The organism is Sphingomonas sp. LaA6.9, from assembly GCF_022601895.1.
GTDB lineage: Bacteria > Pseudomonadota > Alphaproteobacteria > Sphingomonadales > Sphingomonadaceae > Sphingobium_A.
The window spans coordinates 51407-73112 of record NZ_JAKVIO010000001.1; the positions used below are offsets into that span (position 1 = coordinate 51407).

A 21706-nucleotide genomic window follows, 5' to 3' on the forward strand; every position below is an offset into this window, starting at 1 on the left:
ATCGGGCATTACCAGCGCGCGACGTGCGCGATCGTGTCGCCAACGCCGACGCCGAGTGCCTCCGCGGCCTCCGCGTCGATAGCGATGCCACCGCCTTCATGGCGCTCGATAAAGGCATAGGTCGCCTTGTAATCGGCGAGGCGGCCATGCGCGGCGAGCACCTTTTCGCCGCCCTCGCTGCCGATCGCGACGATCTCCGAATCCTCGGCTTCGCGGATCGATCGCACCGCGTCGGTACGTGCGGTCATCGTCGGGCCGCCGTCGAAGATGTCGATATAGTTTTCAAAGGCAAAGCCTTCGTTCTCGAGCATCCGCATCGCGGCGCGTCCGCTGGGATGCGGTATCCCGATCACCGCGCGCGCGCTTTCGGGGAGCATCGCGGTGTAGATCGGGTGCTTGGGCATCAGATCGGCGATGAACTGGTTGCCGTGGACGGCATTGAACTGGTCGGCGTCCTGGAAATTCATTCCGAAAAAGCGCCCTGCAAGCCCGTCCCAGAAGGGCGAGCCGCCGGCCTCGTCGATCACGCCGCGGAGTTCGGCCAGGATGCGGTCTGCGAAGCGCGCGCGGTGTTCGCGGATAAAGAGATAGCGGCTGCGCGCGATCAACAGGCCCAATCCGCCCGCGCGTTCGCCAGGGTGGAGGAACAGTCCACCTACTTCGCTCGCGCCCTCCAGATCGGTCGACAGCGTCAGCATGTCGGCCCGGAAGGTACGCTTCAGCTCCTCGCTATGCTGCGTCAGCGTGCCGATGCGATAGGAATAGAAGGGCCAGCGCTGTCCGACTTGCGAGAAGAGCTGGCATGTGCCGCGCACTTCGCCGGTCTCGGTATTCTCGAGGACGAGGACGAACAGATCGTCGTCGAGCGTATCGTCGTCGCGCGCATAGGCGCCTGCTGAGCGTTCCAGCTTTGCGGCGAGCGATTTCCTGTCGGGGGGCAGATTGGTGAATCCGCCTCCCGTCAGTTTCGCCATTTCATAGAGATGCTGCAGGTCGCCTTGATGCGCCGCCCTCATCCGGAAGCTCAAATCGATCCCCTCTCGGCTATTCTCATTATGGTGAGCGCGGACAGCGCCGCGCGTTCGGGCAGCGAGTCCACGATCAGATATTCGTCCGCCGAATGGATCGCGCCGCCGCGCACGCCCATCGTGTCGACCACCGGCACGCCGCATGCGGCGATATTGTTGCCGTCACACACGCCGCCGGTCGCTTTCCAGCCGATGTCGAGGCCCAGATCGGCGCCCGCCTGCTTCACCAGCCCGAACAGACGCTCGGCCTTGGCGTCGAAGGGCTTGGGCGGGCGACCGAAGCCGCCGTGCAGGTGGATGCGCACGTCATGCTCGGCCGCGACTTCGGCGACGAGGCGATCGAGCAGCGCCTGCGCCTTCACCTCGTCCTCGGGCGTGGCAGGACGGAAATTGACGCGCAGTATGGCATGGTCGGGGACCACATTGTTGGGCCCGCCGCCGTCGATCCTGGCAGGATTGACCGCAAGGCCCGGCGCCACTGCACGCTTCAGGCGAAGCGCGAGATCGGCGGCGGCGACAAGCGCATTGCGGCCCTCCTCGGGGTTGCGGCCTGCATGAGCGCTGCGGCCCGTGACGATCGCCGAGAAATTGCCGCTGCCGGCGCGCGCTCCGGCAAGTGTGCCGTCGGGCAGGGCGGCAGGCTCGTAGGTGAGGGCCGCGATCTTGCCCTGCGCGGCGCGCGCGATGAGCGCTGCGGACGCGGCCGACCCGGTTTCCTCGTCCGAATTGAGAATGACCTCATATCCGATCCGGGGCGCATTCGGGGAGGTCTCGACGGCCCGAAGCGCCGCGAGCATGACCGCTATCCCGCCCTTCATGTCGGCGACGCCGGGGCCGTTGAGCACGCCCGGCTCAAGCCAGGTCAGCGCCTGAAACGAATGATCCACGGGAAAGACCGTATCCATATGGCCCGTGAAGAGCATCTGGACGGGAGCGTCGGGGCGAACTCGCAAATGCACATGTTGGCCGTGAGCGATGGTGTTGACGCTGCCGTCGGGCGCTACGCTTTCGACGGGATCGGGATCGATCAGCGACAGTTCGCCCGGCAGTGGCGCAAAGGCGTCCGCCAGCAAGCCCGCAACTTGTTTCAGACCTTCAAGGTTGCGCGTACCGCTGTTGATCGCAGCCCAGCGTTCGACCTGCTCGAGCATGGGAGCATTCCGGGCGGCCTCGATCGTGGCGCTCTCGGCTTTGGACAGCGTGGTCATCCGCTGCTTCTAGTCAGCGAATGTCCGAGGGTGAACCCCCGCGATCAGAAATCGTAGACGAGCGAGACCCGGCTTAGCCGGTCCGTGGTTTCCCTGCCTGTCGGCGGAGCGCTTTCAAATTGCACATTGTAGCTCAGCCGGGCCGAAAGGGGACCGTACACCTTTGCGTTGAGCGCACTTGTCCCGTTGATCGTGCTGTTGAGCGAATCGACATAGATCGCTGCGTCCTGGTTGAAAGTCAGCGAGGGCGCGATTTTCCATTCGACGCTGATCGAGCCACGGCCGGCCGCCGTGGATTCAGCGCCGCCATCAACGAATTCCGTGAATCGATAGGCGGGGCCGGCTTCGAGTTCGACGCTCAACGGCTTTCCGTTGGGCGTTCGATAGCCGATTCCTGCGGAAATTGCATAGCGGCTGTCATAACCGAGAAAGCGGTCATGTTCGTACTGGCCGAGGCCATAGACATAGGTTTGCGCGTTGAATCGATAGTTGGGCGCGTAGGAGACGAGGTAGCGCTCGCGCGTCGTCTGGCCATCATTTTCCTGATAGTCAGCCTGAACGATGATCGCGTGGCGCCATACGGGGTCGTCGCGCGTAAGCTTCACGCCTGTGCTCACGCCGAAATAATTGGAATTGCCCGTCGCGTAATAGCCACCAAGCTCGCCCTTGCCTTTCCAGGGCACTGGCGGCGCGGGAGCCTTCTCCGCGACTGCCTTGGCCGGTTCCTCGGGTTTTACGGGTGTGCCCGCAGGCATTGCGGCCACCATCCGTTCGACCCGCCACGCGGCGATGCGCGCGCTGATATCGGCGGTAGCGTCGGGCCATGCCTTCTCGGCATATTTGGCGACGGTCGCGATTTCGCGTTCGTCGCCGCCGGCAATTGCCGCCTCTATGATCTCGCGGGCGGCGTCGGGCATCGCCAGCGCGGGCGATGCCAGCGCTGTCATGCCCGTCAGGGCGATGAGGGATCGTGCAAGTACGCGCATCTTTCCAAAATCATCAACGGGGTGGAGGAGAGTCCCTATTCTTTCAGGCCGCGAGCGGTCTTGGCAACCCCTTCTCGCAGGAGCGCGCTTTTTTGCGGCCAATGGATACAAAGTGCCGCTCATGCATTCGTGCGTTCGGCTGAGACAGGATCATATCCCGGGAATGTGTTTGCGTGCATTGATCGTTGAGGACGAAATCCTCGTAGCACTTGATATCGAAAGCGTGCTTCGAGATCAGGGTATCGAGGTGATCGCCATCGCCGCCGACAGGCCCACGGCCATGCGCTACGCCGATCAGGTGGATTTCGCGCTCGTCGATATCAACTTGCGGGATGGTCAGACAGGTCCTGCCATTGGCCGTAGTCTTGCCGTGGATCACGGCGTTGCCGTCATCTTCATCACCGCCAATCCCGGGTTGTTGGGCGAGGGCGTGGAGGGGGCGACCGGCGTGATGACCAAGCCCTTTTCAGAGCGCTGCATAGGCGCGACCGTGGACTATCTTGCGCGACGCAACGGAAATGCCGCGGCGAGGCCGCCGCGCGAACTCCATCTCTTCGGATGATGGCGGTGACGTTCGGCGCCTAGCGGCGCGCCAGCGATTCCATCGGAATGCGGATGCAGGCGGAGAGCCCGCCTGGCGTCCAGTGCTTGTCGATCGAGCCATGCAACTGCGCGCCGATGCTGAGCGCGATCAGCCGCGAGCCGAAACCCGTGAATTCCGGGATGTGGTCCACCGAAGGGCCGCCATGTTCGCGCCAGAGTATCACGCAATCGTGGCCTTCGAGTTCGATTATGACCTCGACCGATCCGGTGGCGACGGAAAGGCTGCCATATTTCGAGGCGTTGGTCGCCAGTTCGTGAAAGAGAAGGGCGAGGGGCGTCGCTGATCGGTCGTCTATTGCGGGATCCGCGCCGGTCACGCGCACACGTGGTTGGCCGGCGTCGTTATAGGGGACGAACAACTCGGTCAGGAGGCCCTGCAAACGGCTATTATCCACGCCTTGCTGTGCAGCATGACTGCGCGGGCGGACGAAATCATGGGCGCGGCCGAGCGCCAGCACGCGAGTCCGCAGATCCTCAGCCATGTCGCGCATCTCGGGCCGCGTGCGGGCCGAAAGGTTGATGAGCCCCGCGATGACCGCGAAGATGTTCTTGATGCGATGGCTCAGCTCATGCGCGACCAGTTCGCGCTGTTCGGCCGCCAGGCGGGTTTCATGGATGTCGGTGCAGGTTCCGAACCAGCGCGTGACGCGCCCTTCGGCGTCGCGCATCGGCAGCGCGCGGCCCAGCGCCCAGCGATACTCGCCGCTATGGTGGCGAATGCGATATTCTATCTCGTAGGTTTCTCCCGTGGCGAGCGAATGCCGCCAGGCCGCCCAGGTACGTGGCCGGTCGTCTGGATGGAGCACCGACTCCCACCGTTCTCCGTCGGAATCGCCTTTGGCAACTCCAGTGAATTCGTACCAGCGTGCGTTGAAGTAATCGGCGTGGCCGTCAGGGAGCGCCGACCACATCATCTGAGGCATGGTGTCGGCGAGGATGCGGAATTTGTGTTCGCTCTCGGTGAGCAGGCGGTCATGCTCCTCGATCAGTCGAAGGCGACGTCGCGCTTCGAGCAGCGCCATCACCTGCGCCGCGAGGACGTCGAGCCCCTGTCGCTGCAGGGGCGTCAGTCCATCGCGCGGCTCGGTATCGATAACGCAGAGCGAACCGAGCGGCACCCCCTCGGGCGAAACGAGCGGCGCGCCAGCGTAGAAGCGGATCCCGGGAGGACCGATGACGAGCGGGTTGGTGGCAAAGCGCGGATCACGCGACGCATCGGGAACAATCATCGTCGCGTGCCCGAGCATCGCCAGCGCACAGAAGGAGGTTTCGCGCGGCGTTTCGCAAATGTCGGTGCCATGACGCGCCTTGTACCATTGATGATCCGACCCGACGAACGAGATCAGGGCGATCGGTGCGTCGCACAGCGAGGCCGCGAATTCGACGATGGCGTCGAAGTCGCTTTCTGGCGTACTGTCGAGCACGGCATAGTCGGCCAGCAGCTGCGCCCGTTTCTGTTCGTCGAGGATTGCGGTCATGCAGGCTCCGGCAATCGAACCGCACAAGCCTTCGCACGGTTGAGCAACTGGCGGCAATTACTCTTCAGGTCGCAGACTCAAGCCAGGGGGAGAACTCGGCGACGACATCTTCGTACAGCTTGCGCTTGAACGGCACGATCAGGGAGGGCAGATCGAAGGGATCGGCCCATTTCCAGGCGCGAAATTCGGGGTGGTCGGTTTCTATATCGATGTCTTCGTCGGTGCCGAGGAAGCGGGCGAGGAACCAGTGTTGCCGCTGCCCGCGATAGCGCCCCTTCCACACCTTGCCGATCAGTTCTTCGGGCAGGTCGTAAAAGAGCTCCTCGCGCGCACGCGCGATGATTTCGATCAGTCCGGCGCTGATGCCCGTTTCCTCGCCGATCTCGCGCAAGGCCGCAGCTTCGGCGTCCTCGCCGTCGTCGATGCCGCCTTGCGGCATTTGCCAGGCCTCAAGCGTCGAATCGAGGCGCTGGCCGACAAAGACCCTGCCATCGCGGTTGATGAGCATCACCCCGGCGCAAAGGCGATAGGGAAGGTCGCTGGCGTTGCTCATTCCGCCGCCGCCTGCCCAAGCACCCGGCCGGCCTCGGCTTCAGTCACGAGGTCCTTGAGCGCGCGCAGAGCGCCCGCAATGTCGCCGGTGGATGAGGGGATTCCCCGCGCCAGGTTGATGAAACCGTGGATGTTGCCCCTGGCCTCGCGGAAGATGACGGGGATGCCGGCGGCGATCAGCGCGGCGGCATAGGCGCGGCCCTGATCGCGGATCGGGTCAAGCCCTGCGGTGAGCACCAGTGCCGGGGGCAGGCCAGCGACATCGCCGAGCAACGGCGACGCGCGGACATGATCGACGTCTGCCGCATAATTCGCTGCGAACCATTCCATCGCCTCATGCGTCAGCAGGCGACCCTCGGCGAATTTCTCATAGCTTTCATAGGGTTTGGAAAAATCGGTCGCGGGATAGATCGGAAACTGCGCGATGACAGGCGCCTGAGCCGGCGAATCGCGCAACGCCATCGCCGTTGTGATCGTCAGATTGCCGCCCGCGCTGTCTCCGGCGAGGATCAGGCCGGTTACCCCACGGCCAAGCGCTGCGGGGCTTTCGGCAACCCAGCGCGCCGCGGCTTCGCAGTCCTCGGGGGCGGCGGGCCAGGGATGTTCGGGCGCAAGCCGGTAATCGATGGCGATGACCGGCAGGTCGAGCAGCCGCGCGGCTTCGGCGCAGAAGGGGGCGTGCGTTTCGAGATCGCCGATCACCCAGCCGCCGCCGTGGAAGAAGACCATTACCGGCCCCGGCGCACGGCTTTCGCGCGCATCGTAAAGCCGCGCAGGGATCGTCCCCGCCGGGCCGTCGATCGTAAGGTCGCGGATCAGCGCGAGTTCACCCACGGGCGCATCCGCCACGTCGCGCATCGCACGCATCGCCTGGCGCGCTTCGGGCGGAGACAGTTCGTGCATCTTCGGCCCCGGCAGCGCGTTCAGGAAAGTCAGAAATGCGTGTGTGTCGGGGCGAGTGTAGAATTCGGTCACATGACTCTCCTGCGCATTGGCTCTTGGGCGGCCGCCACCTAATTAGGGGCTGTGCTCCATGTCGTCCATCACCCCGATTATGTGACCCCGGCCGCGCCGGGTTCGCGCTTTCCATGGGACAAATACGGCCTTGTCATGGCGGCGCTGGGGGAGGCTGGTGTCGCGCACACCATCCACCGGCCCCAGCCCATGCCCCGCCAGCATATCGAGGCGGTGCACTGCCCCGATTACGTCGCCGAGGTGGTTGAAATGCGCATGCCTGCCGAAAAGGCGCGGCGCATCGGATTCCCCGTTACCGAGCACGTCGCGCGGCGTGCGCAGATGACTCCGGGGGGCACATGGCTGGCAGCGAAGCTGGCGCTGGCGCACGGCTATGCCGCCAATGCCGCGGGGGGCAGCCATCACGCGCTTTACGATACGGGTGCGGGCTATTGCGTGTTCAACGACCTGGCAGTGGCCGCGCAGCGGCTGATCGAGGAGGGCGATGCGCGCCATATCCTGATCGTCGACTGCGACGTCCACCAAGGGGACGGGACCGCGGCGTTGCTTGCCGGACAGACCGGAATCGCAACCTTTTCCATCCATGCGGAAAAGAACTTCCCGACGCGCAAGGCGCGATCGACGCTCGATGTGGGTCTCGCAGACGGCACCGGCGACGACGACTATCTTGCCGCGCTCGCAGAGCATTTGCCAAAGCTCATCGACGGCTTCGCGCCCGACCTCATCCTCTACCAGGCGGGTGTCGATCCGCATGTCGATGATCGGCTGGGGCGGCTTTCGCTGACCGATGACGGCCTGGCCGCGCGAGATCGCTTCATCGGCCGCGAAGCCGCAAGGCGCGGCATCCCGATCGCGAGTGCATTGGGAGGAGGCTATGGCGAGGACCGCATGGCCGTCGCACGCCGCCACATGGCGTCGATGCTTTCGGTAGCGGCGGGCCATGCCGGCGGCTGATGCGTTTTCTCCTTTGCGGCGGAGCCATTACGCGCCTAGCATGTTCATGGAGAGACACAGGAAGGACGATCGCTTATGGCATCTGCCGTCCACGAGGTAAGCCCGGAAGAGGCATCCTCACACCCTGAACCCGAGGCCGTGGTCGTCCGCTTTGCTGGCGACAGCGGCGACGGGATGCAATTGACCGGCGGGCAGTTCACATTGTCGACCGCGCTCGCCGGAAACGACCTTGCGACCTTCCCCGATTTTCCGGCCGAGATCCGCGCGCCGCAGGGCACGACCTTTGGCGTGTCGGCTTTTCAGATCAATTTCGGATCGACCGCGATCGAGACCGCGGGCGATGCGCCCGACGTTCTGATCGCGATGAACCCCGCCGCGCTGAAGATGAGCGTGGGTGTGCTCAAGCCCGGCGGTCTGATCATCGCCGATGAGGGCGAGTTCAGCTCGCGCAATCTCGCCAAGGCGGGCTATGATGCCAATCCGCTGGAGGATGGGTCGCTCGCCAAATGGCAGCTCGTCCATTTCAACATTTCGCAGCTCACCCTGGATGCGGTGAAGCCCTTCGGCCTTGGCAACAAGGAGGCGCTGCGCTGCAAGAATATGTGGACGCTGGGGCTCGCGCTCTGGATGTTCGACCGCGAGCGCAAGCCGATTGTGGACTGGCTCCACGCCAAGTTCGCCAAGGCGCCCGAACTCGCAGAAGCCAATATCGCCGCACTCAATGCGGGCCATGCTTACGGCGAAACCGCCGAGATCGGCGGGCCGATGAAGCAGCATCACATCGCCGCTGCACCTGCCGAACCGGGGCTGTATCGGACGGTCACGGGCGCGGAATCGATTTCGCTCGGGCTGGTGGCGGGCGCGCAATTGGCGAACCTGCCGATGTTCTTTGGCGGCTATCCGATCACGCCTGCGTCGGCGATCCTGCACCATCTTTCGCGGCTCAAGGAATATGGCGTCACCACCTTTCAGGCGGAGGACGAGATTGCCGCGATCGCGAGCGCTATCGGCGCATCCTATGCCGGGTCGCTGGGCGTCACCTCATCCTCGGGGCCGGGGATTGCGCTCAAGACCGAGGCGATCGGACTTGCGATCATGACCGAGCTGCCGCTGGTGATCGTCAATTCGCAGCGCGGCGGCCCTTCAACCGGCCTACCGACCAAGACTGAGCAATCGGACCTGTATCAAGCCGTTTACGGGCGCAATGGCGACGCGCCGATGCCCGTGATCGCGGCGCGCTCACCCGCCGACGCGTTCGACTGCGCGATCGAGGCGGTGCGGATTGCGGTGCAGTTCATGACGCCCGTCATGCTGCTGACCGACGGCTATATCGCCAACGCTGCCGAGCCGTGGAGGGTGCCCGATATGGGTGGCTACGCGCCGTTCGCGGTCGACTTCATGACCGAGGCGCCCGCGGACGGCTTCAAGCCCTATGCGCGCGACGACAAGCTCAAGCGGCCCTGGGTCAAGCCCGGAACCCCCGAACTGATGCACCGCATCGGCGGGATCGAGAAGGCGGTGGATACGGGCCATATCGACTATGCGCCGGCCAACCACCAGGCGATGACCGAGATCCGCCGCGACAAGGTGCTCGGCATCGCGAACCATGTGCCCGAGCAGGAGGTGACGCTGGGCGAAGCTGGCAGCGAACTCGTTATCGTCGGCTGGGGATCGACCTTTGGTCCGATCCATCAGGCCGTGCGCCGCCAGCGCGCAAAGGGCAGGGATGTCAGCCATGTCCATGTGCGCCATATCTGGCCATTGCCCCGCAATCTCGGTGAATTGCTAAAGGGTTACGGTAAGATCATCGTACCAGAAATGAATACGGGGCAGTTAAAGACGGTGCTGCGTGACCAGTATCTGGTCGACGCGCAGCCGCTCAACAAGATCAGCGGCCAGCCCTTCCGCATCGCGGAGATCGAAGCGGCGATCGAGGAGGCGCTCGCATGAACGAGATGACGAAGATCGGCACCGCAAAGGACTGGGAAAGCGACCAGGAGGTCCGCTGGTGCCCCGGCTGCGGTGACTACGCCATACTGAAGGCGGTGCAGCGGACGATGCCCGAACTCGGCGTCAGGCCGGAGGATACCGTCTTCATCTCGGGCATCGGCTGCTCGTCGCGCTTTCCCTATTACATGGAAACCTACGGCTTCCACACGATCCACGGTCGCGCGCCTGCGATCGCGACGGGGGTGAAGCTCGCCAATCCCGACCTCGATGTGTGGATCATCACGGGGGACGGCGATGCGCTGTCGATCGGCGGCAACCACACCATGCACCTGCTCCGCCGCAATCTCGACTGCCAGATCCTGTTGTTCAACAACGAGATCTACGGGCTGACCAAGGGGCAATATTCGCCGACCTCGCGGATCGGCACGCGCTCGCCCTCGACGCCCTTCGGCTCGGTCGACCGGCCGGCTTCCCCGTGCGCCTTCGCGCTCGGCTCGGGCGCGCGCTTCGTTGCGCGCGGGATCGACGTCCACAAGAAGTTGCCCGAAGTGCTCAAGGCCGCGCACGCGCACAAGGGCGCGGCGTTCATCGAGATCTTCCAGAACTGCATCGTCTATAATGACGATGTCTTTGCGCCCTTCACCGAAAAGGCCAACGCCGCCGAGGGCCAGCTCTGGCTCGAACATGGCCAGCCGATGCTGTTTGCGGGCGGGACCAAGGGGCTGCGGCTCAATCTCGATCACCTTCATCTCGAAATCGTCGATGTCGTCGATGGCGACTGGCAGGCGGCGGGCGTGCAGGTGCACGATGTCGCGAACCGCTCGGTCGCGCACATGCTGGTCGAGCTGCCCTTCGGTGCCTTCCCGATGGCGCTCGGCGTGCTTTACGACGATCCGCGCCCGAGCTTCGAGGAGGCGGTGGTCGCGCAGAATCAGCAGGTGGCCGAGGGCAAGGCGCCCGATCTCCAGAAACTGGTCGCCAAGGGACAGACCTGGCAGGTGGAAAAGCAGCCGCGCGTCGACTGAAGCGCTATAGGCCGCGCATGACCGATTTGGTTCTCGTCTGGCTTCGCCAGGATTTGCGGCTGTCCGACCAGGCTGCCTTTGCTGCGGCAGCGGCTGAAGGCGCGGTTGTTGCGGTCTATGTGCTCGACGATGCCATTTGCGGGCAATGGGCCATGGGCGGCGCGCAGCGCTGGTGGCTGCACCACAGCCTGGCCGCGCTGGCGGCCGATCTTTCCCGAATGGGTGTGCAGCTGGTGCTGCGCCGTGGCGACAGCGCGGGCGAGCTGATCAGCGTTGCGCGCGCGCTCGGCGTGCGGCGGGTCCACGCGCTTCATCACTATGAGCCCTGGTGGAAGGATGCCGAGGCCGCGGTGGCGGGGGCACTCGATCTTTGCCTTCACGACGGCACGCGGCTGATGCCGCCCGAGCGCATCCTGACTGGCGGAGGCGGCCGATACCGCATGTTCACGCCATTCTGGCGCGCATTGCTCCAGCATATGCCGCCGCCGCTTCCCGCACGCGCCCCCGAAGCGGTGCGCGGGCATGGCGCGCATATCGCGAGCGATGCGCTCGACGCATGGGAGCTGCAGCCCCGCGATCCCGACTGGGCGGCGGGCTTTTCGGTCTGGAACCCCGGCGAAGCGGGCGCAAGGGCGGCGCTGCGCGACTTTCTCGACCACGTCGAAAACTATGAAACCGCGCGCAATCTGCCGTCCGAGCCCGCAACGTCGCGCCTGTCGCCGCACCTCCATTTTGGCGAAATATCGCCCGCAAAGCTGTGGCATCACTGCGCCAGGCGCTGCGGTGCGCGTGCCGAACCGTTTCTGCGCGAGGTCGCATGGCGTGACTTCGCGGCGAATGTAATCGACATCCTGCCCGATTATGGCCGCAGGAATGGGCGGCCCGCCTTTGACGCGATGCCCTGGCGCGAAGGCGCCGAAGCCGACGCCGATTTTCACGCGTGGACACGGGGGCGGACGGGCTATCCGATCGTCGACGCGGGGATGCGCGAACTCTGGGCGACGGGCTGGATGCACAATCGCGTGCGGATGATCGCGGCGAGCTTTCTGGTAAAGCATCTGCTCATCGACTGGCGTCGCGGCGAGCGCTGGTTCTGGGACACGCTCGTCGATGCCGATTATGGCAACAACGCGGTCAACTGGCAGTGGATCGCGGGCACGGGCATCGACGCGAACATGTTCGGCAGGATCATGGCGCCGCTCTCGCAATCCGGGAAATTCGACGCAGGGCGCTATATCCGCCGATGGGTGCCAGAACTTGGGGCGCTTGACGATGATGCGATCCATGATCCCGAAGCGGCGGGATTGCTCGCGCCTCCCTCCTATCCCGCAAAAATCGTCGGGCATCGCGAAGGCCGTGAGCGTGCGCTCGCTGCGGGAAATCTGGTGCGCGCGTGAGGACGATTGCGATGTCCTTCCGCTTGCGTAAGAATTGGCGGCGATGAACGCCCAGAACCCCGAAGCCGGACGCCAGTTCGCGCGTGCCGGACGCGCCCGAGCCATCGGCAGCGGCTGGCTCGCCGCGATCTTTGCGCGCGGCTTCCGGCACGTGCTCGACCGCATAGATCAGGGGCTGGTGACCGGTTCGATCGAGGTGCGCGTGCCCGACGGATCGCGGCGCGTGCTGGGCGGCCGCGCGCCCGGTCCGGCAGCGGATGTGGACCTGCGCAGCTGGACCGCGCTGGCGCGGCTGGCGCGTTCGGGATCGGTCGGCTGGTACGAAGCCTGGGCGCGGGGCGAGTGGAGCAGCGCCGATCCGGTGCCGCTGTTCGAATTGTTCATGCGCAACCGCGCAGGGCTGGGCAATGCGGGGCGCGCGCGCGGGCTGTTCCGGCGGCTGGTCTCGCTGCAGCATCGCCTTAGGCGCAACGACCGTTCGGGGGCGCGGCGCAACATCGAGTTCCACTACGACCTCGGCAACGACTTTTACGCGCTGTGGCTCGATCGCAGCATGACCTATTCGAGCGCGCGCTTTGCCGAGCCGATTCTGCCGGGCGAAACGCTCGAGGCCGCACAGGCGCGCAAGATCGCGGACATGCTCGACCGGCTGGCGCTGAAGCCGGGGGACAGGCTCATCGAAATCGGATCGGGCTGGGGTGGACTGGCGGAGGCGGCCGCGCGCGATCACGGCGCGCTCGTGACCGGCATCACGCTTTCGCCGAGCCAGAAACGCTATGCGGAGCAGCGCGTCGCCGGATCGGGGCTTGCAGACCGCGTTGACTTCGAGCTCGTCGACTACCGCGATGCAACGGGCCAGTATGATGCGCTGGCGAGCGTCGAGATGGTCGAGGCGGTAGGGCATGAATATTGGGAGGATTACCTTGCCGCGATTTACCGGCTTCTGAAGCCCGGCGGACGCGCGGCGATCCAGTATATCCTCATCGCCGACGACGTCTTCGAAGGCTATGCGGCGAGTGCCGATTTCATCCAGACCTACATCTTTCCCGGTGGCATGTTGCTGTCCGAAAGCCGGTTTCGCGCGATTGCCGAGCGGCTTGGCTTCCAATGGCGTGATCGCGAAAGCTTTGGTCTCCATTATGCCGAGACATTGAAACGCTGGCGCGAGAATTTCGAAGCCGTGGCCGCCGCCGGACGGTTGCCCGCGGGGTTCGACCAGCGTTTCATCGATCTATGGCGCTACTACCTCATGTACTGCGAGGGCGGCTTTCGAGGGCAGGGAATCGACGTGGCGCAGGTGACGCTGGTCAAGCCACAATAGGGACGGGGGAGAGGCATGTGAAACTGAACCGGACTTTCGCGTGGGCGCTGCCCGCGATTTTGCTCGCCGGCTGCGCGACGGCGCCTGTTCGGGTGACGGACAGCAATGTCGATCAGCTGCGAGAAGCAGGGGCCGAGATCCTGTTCTGGAGCCAGGCCGAGCGCGACGCCAATTTTCCGGAGATGGACAAGCTCTTTCCCGGGCAGATGGCAAAGGCGGCTGCCGAGCCCTATCGGCTTGGCAAGGGCAAGCCGTTCGACCTTGGACCGGGCGATCCCGTCGGCGCGCATATGGCGGCGCACAACGTTGCGGGCCTGCTGGTGCTGCAGGATGGCAGGATCAGGCTGGAGCGCTATGCGCGCGGCTATTCCGCACAGGGGCGCTATACCTCCTTTTCGGTCGCCAAGTCGCTGACGTCGACGCTCGTCGGCGCGGCGGTGGCCGACGGCTACATCAAATCGGTCGATGATCCGCTGACGCGCTATATCCCCGAACTGGCGGGCAGCGCCTATGAAGGCGTCAGCGTGAAGCAGTTGCTCACGATGACTTCGGGCGTCAGATGGAACGAGGATTATACCGATCCGGCTTCGGATGTCGCCTCGATGTACAAGGACGCTCCGCCGCCCGGTGTCGATCCGACCATCGCCTATCTGAAGAAGCTGCCGCGCGAGGCCGAGCCGGGCACGAAGTGGGTCTACAAGACGGGTGAGACCAACCTGATCGGCGTGCTCGTCACCAAGGCCACGGGCAAGACACTCGCGCAATATGTCGAGGAGAAGATCTGGAGACCCTTCGGCATGGAGCGCGACCTTTTCTGGATGGTCGATGCGGGCGGGCAGACCATCGGCGGCTGCTGCATGTCGGCGAGCCTTCGGGACTATGCACGGATCGGGCAGTTCGTGCTGAATGACGGGGTGATCGATGGAAGGCGTGTCGTGCCAGAGGGCTGGTTCGCCGCGGCGACAAGCGCGCAGGCGCAGACGGGGCGTCCGGGCTCGGGCTATGGCTATCAGTGGTGGACCAACGCAGACGGCACCTTTCAGGCGCAGGGCATTTTCGGGCAGATGATCTACATTGATCGGGCGCGCAAACTGGTGGTGGTGCTGTCGGGCGCATGGCCCAAGGCGACCGATCCGCAGCTCGGCGCAGAACGCATGGAACTGATGCGCAAGATCAGCGCTGCGGTCGACGCAGCGCCGCAATGAAGGTGTTCGCTGTCAGCGGAGCTCCGGCTGCGACGTCCGGTACCGTGACACGACGAGGTCGAGCACGGCCTGGTTGAGCAACCGGGCAAAGGCGCAGCCGACCATCGAGCCGTTGTTCCAGACGACTTCGGCCTGAAGCCCGCTCAGCCCCGGCAGCGTCAGCCAGCAGAGCATCCCGGGCTTTATGCCGGTCACGGCCTGGCATGCGAAACCGGCGACCGACAGGTCGGTCACCACCACCGAAAAACCGCTCGAACCCGACGGCCGGAGCGTTGCGGGAATGCTGACCGACGCGCGCGGCGCGCAACGATCTTCCTGCGCCACGATCTGGTAGCGGGACGTGGTTTCCGTCGTTGAGGTCATCGTGAATTTCCTTGCTTAACGGAAAGCCCCGATCATCCGCCTGATTCGTTGGAATCCGATTGAAGGGTTTAGTTAACGCGCTCGCGATGCCCCGTCTCGAATTCGTTTACCACGAGCGCCAGAATCCGTTCGGCGACTTTTTCCGGTCCTTTCAATGTCATAGGGTCCTCGCCGGGGAAAGCCTTTGCGCGCATCTTCGTCGCGGTTGCGCCCGGATCGAGGATAGCGGTGCGCACCGCCGAAATGTTCTTCACCTCTTCGCCATAGGCGAGGACCAGCGCCTCGAGCGCCGCCTTGGACGCGCCATAGGCACCCCAATAGGCGCGGGGGTTCTGCCCTACGCTGGATGTCAGTGCGATCAGCCGCCCGCCCGCGCTCTTGCGCAGCATCGGATCGAAGGCGGTGATCAACGCCTGCTGCGCGAGCAGGTTGGTCGCCAGCACCTTGTTGAATTCCTTGGCGTCGATCGCGGTCACGGGGGACAGCGTGCCCAACATCGCGGCATTGAGCACGAGGATGTCGAGTGCATCCCAGCGACCCGAGATCGCGGCGGCGAGCCGTGCGATGCTGTCGCCCTCGATCAGATCGAGCGGCGCGATCGTCGCCTGGCCGCCTGCCTGATGGATGCGCTCCTCGACCTCCTCGAGCCCGCCCGCAGTGCGCGCGGTCAGGATGACGTGCGCGCCTGCCGCGGCGAGCGCCTCAGCCGTAGCGGCGCCGATGCCGCGGCTTGCGCCCGTAACCAGCGCAAGCTTTCCTTTCAGGGGGTTATCGCTGCTCATTGGTGCTCGCTTCACTTAGATTCACAAAATTCTCACAAAACGCCATGCCGGTTGGCCTTCACGAAATCGGGGTTGAGCGACCCTTCGACGACCATGACAATCGCAGACGATGTAGGACAGAGGTTTCTCGGGGACGGGCAGGCGCGGGGATCGGACGCGGTCAGTTCACGCGCTCTGCCAGCAGCTGGAACTGATCCTCGACGGCCAGATCGTCGTGATCCGTCAGCGTCGTCGGATAGTCGCCGGTGAAACAGGCGTCGCAATATTGCGGACGAAAGTCCTGCCGGTGATCCTCGCCCAGCGCCTTGTAGAGCCCGTCGATTGAGATGAACGCAAGGCTGTCGGCATGGATGAACTCGCGCATTTCCTCGACCTGCATCCGCGCGGCGAGCAGCTTGGCGCGTTCGGGCGTGTCGACGCCATAGAAGCAGCTATGCCGGGTCGGCGGGCTGGCGATGCGCATATGGACCTCGGCGGCGCCCGCCTCGCGCATCATCTGCACGATCTTGAGGCTGGTGGTCCCGCGCACGATCGAATCGTCGATCAGCACGACACGCTTGCCCGTGATGAGCGCGCGGTTGGCATTGTGCTTGAGCTTCACGCCGAGATGGCGAACCTTGTCCCCCGGCTGGATGAACGTGCGGCCGACATAATGCGAGCGGATGATGCCCAACTCGAAGGGAATGCCCGATTCCTGCGCGTAGCCGATCGCGGCGGGGACGCCCGAGTCCGGCACCGGAATGACGAGGTCGACCTCGACAGGCGCTTCGATCGCGAGCTGCGCACCGATGGCCTTGCGGACCGAATAGACCGATGAGCCGTCGACGATCGAATCGGGGCGCGAGAAATAAACGTGCTCGAAGATGCACGGGCGCTTCGCGACATTGTCGAAGGGGTGGATCGACTGGGTCTGGCCCTCGCGGACGATGACGATCTCGCCCGGCTCGATGCTGCGGATGAATTCTGCACCGACGACGTCGAGCGCCACGGTTTCCGAAGCGAAGATGATCGCGTCATCGAGCTTGCCCATCACCAGCGGACGGATACCCAGCGGATCGCGGCAGGCGATCATGCCCTCCGGCGTCATGCAGATCAGCGCATAGGCGCCCTCGACCTGCTTCAGCGCATCGATGAACTTGTCGAGCAGCGTCCGGTAAGCGGAGGTCGCGACGAGGTGGATGATCGTCTCGGTGTCCGAGGTCGACTGGAAGATCGAGCCGCGACGGACAAGATCGCGGCGCAGCTTCATCGCGTTGGAGATGTTGCCGTTGTGCGCGATCGCGAAACCGCCCGATGCGAGGTCGGCGAACAGCGGCTGGACGTTGCGCAGCGCGGTTTCACCCGTGGTCGAGTAACGAACATGTCCGCATGCGACCATCCCGGGAAGTCCGCGAATGACGTCGTCGCGGTCGAAATTGCCGGCGACATGCCCCATTGCGCGGTGCGTATGGAAATGATCGCCATCGAAGCTCGTGATGCCTGCGGCTTCCTGGCCGCGATGCTGCAGCGCGTGGAGGCCGAGCGCCACAAGCGCGGAGGCCGTATCCGCGCCGGTAATGCCGAAAATGCCGCACTCTTCGCGCAGCTTGTCGTCGTCAAACGGGTTCGTGGTGAGCATGTGATTCGCCTGTCGCTCGGGAGCGTTCGGGGCGCATATAGGGAGTGTCATCGCCTTTGTCGCCCTCTTGTAACAAAATTGCCGGGAGCCGTTGGGCGCGCTGTGCGTTTTAGCAGTCAGGAGAGATAGCATGGCGCGAGAACATGGGCCAACGATCAGCGACGATATGTTGTTCGAGGCGCTGCTGAAGCAGGGTTGTTCGGCCGAAAAGGCGGCACGGATCGCGCATACGCATGATCCGCTCGCCGAGTGGGAAGAAGGCGCAGCCGACCGGGGCGCCTCGGGCGGCCCCACCGCGACGAAGGAGGATCTTGTCGCGGCGTTGCGCAAGGGGTGATGTCAAGGGGGTTGAGGCGCCAAGGGTTGAGGATGGGGGCATGCGCAGGCTATGCGCGTGTTCATGACAGACCTTCGCGAAACCGGCTCCACGCTCGACCCCAAATATGACGCCAACGGACTGATCACCGCGGTGGTCACCGATGCACATGGTGGTGGCGTGCTGATGCTGGCGCACATGAATGCCGATGCACTCGCGCAGACGATCGAGACGGGTATCGCGCATTTCTGGTCACGCAGCCGCCAGGCGCTCTGGATGAAGGGCGAGACCTCAGGCAACGTGCTGCGCGTGCGGGAGATGCGCATTGACTGCGATCAGGATGCTTTGTGGGTGATCGCGGAGGCTGCCGGGCCAGCATGCCATACGGGGGAGCGGAGCTGCTTTTATCGTCGGATTGCGGATGGCGCACTGGAGCGGGTTGAGTAGGGGCGGGTTTCGACGACATTTCGGACCTCCAACGCTTCAAACATGCTTTCCAGAAGCTGCCGTTTGTTCGGCAGCTAAGTCTATTAGAGTGAGCGCCCCTTGCCGAAAAAGGTCGGATTGTGACAGATCGGGTGCAAGTATCGGGGGTGAGACTGTGAGAAAATCCACTATCAGACTGAAATTTTGGGGTCTCCAAGCAATCGCGACGCTCGTTGCGCTGATCCTGTTGCTTCCTGACATCCCCGACTGGATTGCCAACGGCTTGGTTGTCCTGTTCTTCGTTTGCGCTCTTGCTATCATGTTTGTCCGGTGTGAATTTTGCAGAATCCTTGCTTACCGGCGGGACAGTCGGGAGCACGGTTTCATCGCGTTCAACTATTTTTCATAGCCCAAACACTGCCCGGGATGCGGGAAGGAGCGTTATTGACGACGCGTCCGCTGACGACGACATCTTGGCCATTACCTCTGTCGCTTGCGCCGCGTGAAAGCTGCCGTCTACAATGGTCAGGAAGGAGCGGGGACGGTATGAAGACGAAGGCTTACCTGCTGAGTGCCTCGGTAGTGTTCGTCGTTGCCGTGACCGGATCAGACCTGATTGCGCGAATGACCATTGCGGGAGAAAGCTTCACCAACGCTGTTGCTGAGCATGGGCGATGGGCCTCGGATGTGGCTTTAGGCATGCTTCTTCTATTTTTCCCTTTTATAGGCACCGCCCTTATTTGTGCGAGCACCAATAAACGAGCAAACACCCGTAGCGCTGCCGCAATCTTCTGTGTCTCGATGGCGACCCTCGCCTATTTCTACTTTGGCGGATTCCAAGTCGCCCAGTACGCGTTGCTGGAGAGAAAATGGACTGCTTCTGCGCTTTCCGTTGGGCTTCTGCCGTTCTTCATCGGGATACCCTTGTTGGCGGTCGTCGCGATTGCGGGTCTTGTCGCTGCTAAGATTGATCGCCGACACACAGCTTAAGCTCACGCAGTGAAAGCCGCGGTCTGCTTTTTGCCCTCGCTACCTGAAAGCTGCCAGTCCGGACTCCACGACAAATGTGCCATTTCGGCGCGCGCTGGTGCATGCCGTTCGATAGCCCTTCTACCAATGCGTCGTGATGGTTACCTTCCCTGAAGCTTCGGTTCAGGAAGTATAGGCTGTCTTGACGTTAACGTGAACGTAAAATAAACTGCTCGCCATGGCTTATAAATCGACTCATGCAACGCTGGATATGCCGGATGTTCGCGACCGCCATGTCTATAGCATTTCTGATCTTTCCGAAGAGTTCGGTGTCACCGCGCGGGCGCTGCGCTTTTATGAGGATGAGGGGCTGATCGCCCCGATGCGGCGCGGCATGACGCGCATCTATACGAAGCGCGATCGTGCGCGTCTCGCCTGGATATTGCGCGCCAAGCGCGTGGGATTCAGCCTCGGCGAGATCCGCGAGATGATCGATCTCTATGACGTCGGCGACGGGCGCCATGTGCAGCGGCGCGTGACGATCGAGAAGTGCAATGCGCGCGTCGAACTGTTGAAGCAGCAGCGTGTCGATATCGATGCGCAGATTGACGAGCTGACGCGGTTTGTCGCCATGGTCGAGAAAGCGGAGGCCGATGCCGATGGCGAGCCCGCCGTAAAGGCCGCGAAGGCCTGAATACCCCCTAGTTCCGAGCCGGAGACACCAAATGCCTATCTATAACGCGCCCGTGCGCGACACCCGATTCATCCTCGACGAGGTTATCGGGCTCGACCGCTATTCCAACCTTCCCGGCTTCGAGAATGCGACGCCCGACACGGTCGAGGCGGTGTTGAGCGAAGGCGGCAAGTTCGTGGCCGAGGTGCTGTTTCCGCTGAACCAGATCGGGGACGAGGAGGGGTGCACCCGCCATGCTGACGGCTCGGTGACGACGCCCAAGGGCTTCAAGGAGGCGTATGACCAGTTCATCGAGGCGGGCTGGACCACGCTTTCGATGCCCGAGGAGTTTGGCGGGCAGAACCTGCCGCATGTGGTCTCGACCGCGTTCGAGGAATATCTGATCAGCTCCAACATGGCCTTTGCCATGTATCAGGGGCTGACGCTCGGTGCGGTCGCCGCGATCCTCGCCAAGGGCTCGCAGGAGCAAAAGGAAAAATACACGCCGAGGATGATCGCGGGCCAGTGGGGCGGGACGATGAACCTGACCGAACCCCATGCGGGCACCGATCTGGGCCTGATCCGCACCAAGGCCGAACCGCAGGCCGATGGCTCCTACAAGGTCACGGGCACCAAGATCTTCATCTCGTCGGGCGAGCACGACCTGACCGAGAACATCATCCATCTCGTGCTCGCCAAGACGCCGACGGCGCCCGACAATGTGAAGGGCATCTCGCTGTTCATCGTGCCCAAGTTCATGGTGAACGACGATGGCTCACTCGGCGCGCGCAACGCGGTGTCGTGCGGCTCGATCGAGGAAAAGATGGGCATCCACGGCAACTCGACCTGCGTCATGAATTATGACGGCGCGACGGGCTTCATGGTCGGTGAGGAGAATAAGGGCCTGGCCGCTATGTTCATCATGATGAACGCGGCGCGGCTGGGCGTTGGCCTGCAGGGGCTTTCGCAGGGCGAGGTCGCGTTCCAGAACGCGGTCCAGTATGCGAAGGACCGCCGACAGGGCAGGGCGCTGACCGGCCCCGCCGATGTCGACCAGAAGGCGGATACGCTGTTCGTCCATCCCGATGTCCGCCGCATGCTGATGGAGGGCAAGGCGCTGACCGAAGGGCTGCGCGCGCTGTGCCTCTGGGGCGCGCTTCAGGTCGATCTCAGCCACAAGGCGCAGACCGAGGAGGAACGCCAGTCGGCCGACGACCTGATCTCGCTGCTGACCCCCGTCATCAAGGGCTATGGCACCGACAAGGGCTATGAGATCGCGACCCAAAGCCAGCAAATCTATGGCGGGCACGGCTATATCCGCGAATGGGGCATGGAGCAGTATGTCCGCGATGCGCGGATTGCGATGATCTACGAAGGCACCAATGGCGTGCAGGCGATGGACCTTGTCGGGCGCAAGCTGGCGCTCAATGGCGGGCGCGCGGTGCAGGCATTCTTTGCGCTGGTCGGGCAAGAGGTCGCTGCCGCCAAGGGCAATGACAGGCTCAGGGATTTTGCGGAGCGGCTCGAAAAGGCCAATGGCGAGCTCCAGGCCGCGACCATGTGGCTGATGCAGAACGCGATGGCCAATCCCAACAATGCCGGGGCGGCGGCGGTGCCCTATATGCACATCATGGGCATCGTCGCGGTCGGCCTGATGTGGCTGCGCATGGCCAGCGCCGCGGCGGCCGCGCTCGAGGCGGGCACGGGCGATGCGAAATTCTATGAGACCAAGCTCGTCACCGCGCGCTTCTACGCCGAACGGATCATGCCCGATGCGGGCGCGCTGCGCCGCAAGATCGAAGGCGGCGCGGAGTCGCTGATGGCGCTTGAACCCGAGCTGTTCGCCGCTTAACCCGTTACCCCTGACGTCAGGGGGG

Annotated in this window: 21 protein-coding genes; 12 read left to right on the forward strand and 9 right to left on the reverse strand. The window is 63.8% G+C overall.

Features of this window, described 5'->3' with window-relative positions:
• Positions 1-8 precede the first annotated feature (8 nt).
• Genes MKI88_RS00295 through MKI88_RS00305 form a run of 3 tightly spaced genes read right to left on the reverse strand, consistent with a single transcriptional unit; the run spans position 9 to position 3222 of the window.
• Complete coding sequence (locus MKI88_RS00295) at positions 9-1028, reverse strand: arginine N-succinyltransferase (protein ID WP_241628190.1); 1020 nt, start codon at positions 1026-1028, stop codon at positions 9-11.
• Positions 1025-2236 carry a hydrolase gene (locus MKI88_RS00300; protein WP_241628191.1) on the reverse strand — a complete coding sequence of 404 codons (1212 nt, stop codon included), beginning with the start codon at positions 2234-2236 and terminating at the stop codon, positions 1025-1027. Before MKI88_RS00300 ends, MKI88_RS00295 begins: the two co-directional genes overlap by 4 nt.
• 44 nt (positions 2237-2280) lie before the next feature.
• Entirely contained in the window at positions 2281-3222 is a 942-nt protein-coding gene (locus tag MKI88_RS00305) for a YdiY family protein (protein WP_241628192.1), read from the reverse strand.
• 169 nt (positions 3223-3391) lie between these two features.
• Between MKI88_RS00305 and MKI88_RS00310 the strand changes: the two genes are divergently transcribed.
• Complete coding sequence (locus tag MKI88_RS00310; protein WP_241628193.1) at positions 3392-3784, forward strand: response regulator; 393 nt, start codon at positions 3392-3394, stop codon at positions 3782-3784.
• Positions 3785-3803: 19 nt separating this feature from the next.
• Here MKI88_RS00310 and MKI88_RS00315 read toward each other — a convergent pair whose 3' ends face one another.
• From MKI88_RS00315 to MKI88_RS00325, 3 genes are all read right to left on the reverse strand, one after another.
• Positions 3804-5303, reverse strand: coding sequence for a PAS domain-containing protein (locus MKI88_RS00315; RefSeq protein WP_241628194.1), 1500 nt, complete (start codon positions 5301-5303; stop codon positions 3804-3806).
• Between the two features lie 64 nt (positions 5304-5367).
• Positions 5368-5856 (reverse strand): RNA pyrophosphohydrolase, encoded by a 489-nt coding sequence (locus MKI88_RS00320; protein ID WP_241628195.1) that lies wholly within the window; start codon positions 5854-5856, stop codon positions 5368-5370.
• Positions 5853-6830: an alpha/beta hydrolase gene (locus MKI88_RS00325; RefSeq protein ID WP_241628198.1), complete on the reverse strand. Its 978-nt coding sequence runs from the start codon at positions 6828-6830 to the stop codon at positions 5853-5855. Before MKI88_RS00325 ends, MKI88_RS00320 begins: the two co-directional genes overlap by 4 nt.
• Positions 6831-6881: 51 nt before the next feature.
• Here MKI88_RS00325 and MKI88_RS00330 point away from each other — a divergent pair, with 51 nt between their 5' ends.
• The 6 genes from MKI88_RS00330 to MKI88_RS00355 all read left to right on the forward strand — a co-directional run bounded on the left by MKI88_RS00330 (position 6882) and on the right by MKI88_RS00355 (position 14682).
• Complete coding sequence (locus MKI88_RS00330) at positions 6882-7784, forward strand: histone deacetylase (protein ID WP_241628199.1); 903 nt, start codon at positions 6882-6884, stop codon at positions 7782-7784.
• A 75-nt stretch (positions 7785-7859) separates the two neighbouring features.
• A complete protein-coding gene (locus MKI88_RS00335; RefSeq protein WP_241628201.1) occupies positions 7860-9734 on the forward strand; it encodes a 2-oxoacid:acceptor oxidoreductase subunit alpha in 1875 nt (624 codons plus the stop codon).
• Complete coding sequence (locus MKI88_RS00340) at positions 9731-10759, forward strand: 2-oxoacid:ferredoxin oxidoreductase subunit beta (RefSeq protein ID WP_241628203.1); 1029 nt, start codon at positions 9731-9733, stop codon at positions 10757-10759. The genes MKI88_RS00335 and MKI88_RS00340 overlap by 4 nt, the downstream gene beginning before the upstream one ends.
• 17 nt (positions 10760-10776) lie before the next feature.
• The gene (locus MKI88_RS00345) at positions 10777-12156 is read left to right on the forward strand and encodes a deoxyribodipyrimidine photo-lyase (protein ID WP_241628210.1); all 1380 of its coding nucleotides are present in this window, start codon (positions 10777-10779) and stop codon (positions 12154-12156) included.
• A 43-nt stretch (positions 12157-12199) separates the two neighbouring features.
• Positions 12200-13477, forward strand: coding sequence for a cyclopropane-fatty-acyl-phospholipid synthase family protein (locus MKI88_RS00350; RefSeq protein ID WP_241628212.1), 1278 nt, complete (start codon positions 12200-12202; stop codon positions 13475-13477).
• A gap of 17 nt (positions 13478-13494) precedes the next feature.
• On the forward strand, positions 13495-14682 hold the full coding sequence (locus tag MKI88_RS00355) for a serine hydrolase (protein ID WP_241628214.1): 1188 nt from the start codon (positions 13495-13497) through the stop codon (positions 14680-14682).
• Between the two features lie 12 nt (positions 14683-14694).
• Here the strand turns inward: MKI88_RS00355 and MKI88_RS00360 are convergent, their stop codons facing one another.
• The 3 genes from MKI88_RS00360 to purF form a co-directional block, all read right to left on the reverse strand.
• Positions 14695-15045, reverse strand: coding sequence for a PilZ domain-containing protein (locus tag MKI88_RS00360; RefSeq protein ID WP_241628216.1), 351 nt, complete (start codon positions 15043-15045; stop codon positions 14695-14697).
• 68 nt (positions 15046-15113) lie between these two features.
• The gene (locus MKI88_RS00365) at positions 15114-15827 is read right to left on the reverse strand and encodes an SDR family NAD(P)-dependent oxidoreductase (protein ID WP_241628225.1); all 714 of its coding nucleotides are present in this window, start codon (positions 15825-15827) and stop codon (positions 15114-15116) included.
• Between the two features lie 160 nt (positions 15828-15987).
• The gene (gene purF / locus MKI88_RS00370; protein ID WP_241628227.1) at positions 15988-17445 is read right to left on the reverse strand and encodes an amidophosphoribosyltransferase; all 1458 of its coding nucleotides are present in this window, start codon (positions 17443-17445) and stop codon (positions 15988-15990) included.
• Between the two features lie 130 nt (positions 17446-17575).
• Between purF and MKI88_RS00375 the strand changes: the two genes are divergently transcribed.
• The 5 genes from MKI88_RS00375 to MKI88_RS00395 all read left to right on the forward strand — a co-directional run bounded on the left by MKI88_RS00375 (position 17576) and on the right by MKI88_RS00395 (position 21681).
• The gene (locus tag MKI88_RS00375) at positions 17576-17782 is read left to right on the forward strand and encodes a Rho termination factor (protein WP_241628229.1); all 207 of its coding nucleotides are present in this window, start codon (positions 17576-17578) and stop codon (positions 17780-17782) included.
• A 63-nt stretch (positions 17783-17845) separates the two neighbouring features.
• On the forward strand, positions 17846-18208 hold the full coding sequence (gene hisI / locus MKI88_RS00380; protein ID WP_241628238.1) for a phosphoribosyl-AMP cyclohydrolase: 363 nt from the start codon (positions 17846-17848) through the stop codon (positions 18206-18208).
• 525 nt (positions 18209-18733) lie between these two features.
• Positions 18734-19177 carry a hypothetical protein gene (locus tag MKI88_RS00385; RefSeq protein ID WP_241628241.1) on the forward strand — a complete coding sequence of 148 codons (444 nt, stop codon included), beginning with the start codon at positions 18734-18736 and terminating at the stop codon, positions 19175-19177.
• A gap of 217 nt (positions 19178-19394) precedes the next feature.
• Complete coding sequence (locus MKI88_RS00390; RefSeq protein ID WP_241628243.1) at positions 19395-19850, forward strand: MerR family DNA-binding transcriptional regulator; 456 nt, start codon at positions 19395-19397, stop codon at positions 19848-19850.
• A 31-nt stretch (positions 19851-19881) separates the two neighbouring features.
• Entirely contained in the window at positions 19882-21681 is a 1800-nt protein-coding gene (locus MKI88_RS00395; protein WP_241628245.1) for an acyl-CoA dehydrogenase C-terminal domain-containing protein, read from the forward strand.
• Positions 21682-21706: the final 25 nt, after the last annotated feature.

Bases quoted from the DNA above. Each gene is read 5' to 3' on its own strand.
- MKI88_RS00300 (WP_241628191.1), bottom strand. From the start codon at position 2,236: ATGACCACGCTGTCCAAAGCCGAGAGCGCCACGATCGAGGCCGCCCGG.
- MKI88_RS00305 (WP_241628192.1), bottom strand. From the start codon at position 3,222: ATGCGCGTACTTGCACGATCCCTCATCGCCCTGACGGGCATGACAGCG.
- MKI88_RS00315 (WP_241628194.1), bottom strand. From the start codon at position 5,303: ATGACCGCAATCCTCGACGAACAGAAACGGGCGCAGCTGCTGGCCGAC.
- MKI88_RS00320 (WP_241628195.1), bottom strand. From the start codon at position 5,856: ATGAGCAACGCCAGCGACCTTCCCTATCGCCTTTGCGCCGGGGTGATG.
- MKI88_RS00335 (WP_241628201.1), top strand. From the start codon at position 7,860: ATGGCATCTGCCGTCCACGAGGTAAGCCCGGAAGAGGCATCCTCACAC.
- MKI88_RS00340 (WP_241628203.1), top strand. From the start codon at position 9,731: ATGAACGAGATGACGAAGATCGGCACCGCAAAGGACTGGGAAAGCGAC.
- MKI88_RS00345 (WP_241628210.1), top strand. From the start codon at position 10,777: ATGACCGATTTGGTTCTCGTCTGGCTTCGCCAGGATTTGCGGCTGTCC.
- MKI88_RS00350 (WP_241628212.1), top strand. From the start codon at position 12,200: ATGAACGCCCAGAACCCCGAAGCCGGACGCCAGTTCGCGCGTGCCGGA.
- MKI88_RS00360 (WP_241628216.1), bottom strand. From the start codon at position 15,045: ATGACCTCAACGACGGAAACCACGTCCCGCTACCAGATCGTGGCGCAG.
- MKI88_RS00365 (WP_241628225.1), bottom strand. From the start codon at position 15,827: ATGAGCAGCGATAACCCCCTGAAAGGAAAGCTTGCGCTGGTTACGGGC.
- purF (WP_241628227.1), bottom strand. From the start codon at position 17,445: ATGCTCACCACGAACCCGTTTGACGACGACAAGCTGCGCGAAGAGTGC.
- MKI88_RS00375 (WP_241628229.1), top strand. From the start codon at position 17,576: ATGGCGCGAGAACATGGGCCAACGATCAGCGACGATATGTTGTTCGAG.
- hisI (WP_241628238.1), top strand. From the start codon at position 17,846: ATGACAGACCTTCGCGAAACCGGCTCCACGCTCGACCCCAAATATGAC.
- MKI88_RS00385 (WP_241628241.1), top strand. From the start codon at position 18,734: ATGAAGACGAAGGCTTACCTGCTGAGTGCCTCGGTAGTGTTCGTCGTT.
- MKI88_RS00390 (WP_241628243.1), top strand. From the start codon at position 19,395: ATGGCTTATAAATCGACTCATGCAACGCTGGATATGCCGGATGTTCGC.
- MKI88_RS00395 (WP_241628245.1), top strand. From the start codon at position 19,882: ATGCCTATCTATAACGCGCCCGTGCGCGACACCCGATTCATCCTCGAC.